The organism is Burkholderia sp. BCC0419 (assembly GCF_902830285.1).
Taxonomy (GTDB): Bacteria; Pseudomonadota; Gammaproteobacteria; order Burkholderiales; family Burkholderiaceae; genus Burkholderia.
The window spans coordinates 1-344 of sequence record NZ_CADESR010000036.1; the positions used below are offsets into that span (position 1 = coordinate 1).

Sequence of the window (344 nt, forward strand, 5' to 3'; positions counted from 1 at the left end):
CCCTCCTTGTACCCGAGCCCCGAATCCTTCACGCCGCCGAACGGCGTCAGTTCGAGTCGATAGCCGGGCACCTCGCGCACGTTCACGCTGCCGACTTCCAGCTCGGTGATGAAGCGCGTGATGTGGTCGAAGCGGTTCGTGCACACCGACGACGACAGCGCGTAGTCGGTGCTGTTCGACATCCGGATCGCTTCGTCGATGTCGCGAAAGCGCATGATCGGCGATACCGGCCCGAAGGTTTCATGCTTCACCAGCGGCATGTCGGGCGTCACGCGATCGACGACGGTCGGCGAATACAGCGCGCCGTCACGCACGTTGCCGACCAGCAGCCGCGCCCCGCGCGC

General features: G+C 65.7%; 1 protein-coding gene. It reads right to left on the reverse strand.

Annotation, left to right across the window (positions count from 1 at the left end):
- A partial coding sequence (locus HWW87_RS36920) for an aldehyde dehydrogenase family protein (protein WP_175824384.1) occupies positions 1-344 on the reverse strand: 344 nt, incomplete at both ends.